The organism is Shewanella sp. 10N.286.54.B9, from assembly GCF_041468565.1.
Classification (GTDB): Bacteria; Pseudomonadota; Gammaproteobacteria; order Enterobacterales; family Shewanellaceae; genus Shewanella.
The window spans coordinates 1-1,403 of sequence record NZ_JBFRIY010000121.1; the positions used below are offsets into that span (position 1 = coordinate 1).

A 1,403-nucleotide genomic window follows, 5' to 3' on the forward strand; every position below is an offset into this window, starting at 1 on the left:
GGCTTTCGCCACTGACGCCAGTAGCACATACGTACGCGACGATCCAAAAAAAAACAACATAGCCAAACAACATAGCCAGCCATCGATAATCAATAACATAACTAGCTTTCAAGCAGATATAAATACTCAGTGTCTTTCAAATCGTCAAATGAAATGCTTTCAATATTACGGCTGCGAAATGTTGTTAAAAAGGAGTGGATTACGAAGATTTAGTCAGTGTTAAGATGTTGAATATTAACTCTGTGAAATAGCAAAGGTAAGTGGTCTTGAGGTGAGCTGTTGGAGTCTAGTCTACTTGCATATACTGACAACTATTTGAAAAGTGCCGTCGGCGCTTACCTAGGTGTTCACAGTAGCTATCTAGCTCCTGCAACGTACCCACAGGGCCGTGAAACAGTTGCCCAAACTCAGTGATGATTTTTACCCAGTTTTTAGTTGGAATGTTTAATCTGTTAAGGATTTTCTCTGCATTACCTGATATTGCACCTCGTTTATCATCGCGGATGACTCTTCCTGTTTCATCTACCAATTCAAGGTAATCTTTCAGCGAGAAAGCTATGCCTTTGGGTTGGTGCTCTCGCTCGTTGCCGATGAAGGGCAAAAGCTTGCTGGGTTGCTTTCCTTTTAGCGCGGCGGTGACCCTTAGTTTTAAACTGGTGAAATCGGATTGCTCTGGTGTTTTCGCCTTCTTGGCGCGAATTGGGTTTAGTTCGACATAAGCCATGCAAGCTAGTACCGCTGCTTCATCTAACAAAGCTTGGGACTTAAAGCGCCCTTCCCAAAAATGGCCAGTGCAGTTATCTTCAAGGTTGGCCTGTCTGGCAATGGGTTCATTGAGGCACCTCATGAACCATGAAATATCACTGAGTCGTGAGCGGTAAATCGCTATTTGATGTTTCAATTGAGCCACTAGGTGTTCATCTATCACTTCACCTTTAGCAAACTTTTGGGTAAGTGCTGTACCATTAAAGCACTTGTGCCATTGTTCAACAACATCCCTATCTGACCATTGATTCACCTTGTCTACATCGATATACAGCACAATATGAAGATGATTACTCATCACTGCATAAGCCGCTACATCGATGGCAAACACTTCAGTTAACTTGAGTATTTGCTCCTCAACCCAACCTCTGCGGTGGTCATAATTTTTCCCAGTGTACTTATCATCACCACACAAAAACGCTCGCCGCACTACTCGGCTACAGCAATGGTAATAAGGTGTGTCTTCGATGCTGATTAGTGTTCGTCTCGGCCTTGCCATACAACCTCCTTACTAAATGCTCTTTCAAAGCATAGTCGGATGTCGCTATTGAAGCCATTAGCTATGGGTGGCACTATTTATTGATTGAAGCCATTAGCTATGGGTGGCACTATTTATTGATTACAATAATGAACTGCGA

1 protein-coding gene is annotated in these 1,403 nt (G+C 43.0%); it reads right to left on the bottom strand.

Annotated elements, in window-relative coordinates; all coding sequences use genetic code 11:
• Positions 1 to 286: 286 nt before the first annotated feature.
• Positions 287 to 1,264 (bottom strand): transposase, encoded by a 978-nt coding sequence (locus tag AB4135_RS22065; protein WP_371995560.1) that lies wholly within the window; start codon positions 1,262 to 1,264, stop codon positions 287 to 289.
• Between the last annotated feature and the right edge of the window lie 139 nt (positions 1,265 to 1,403).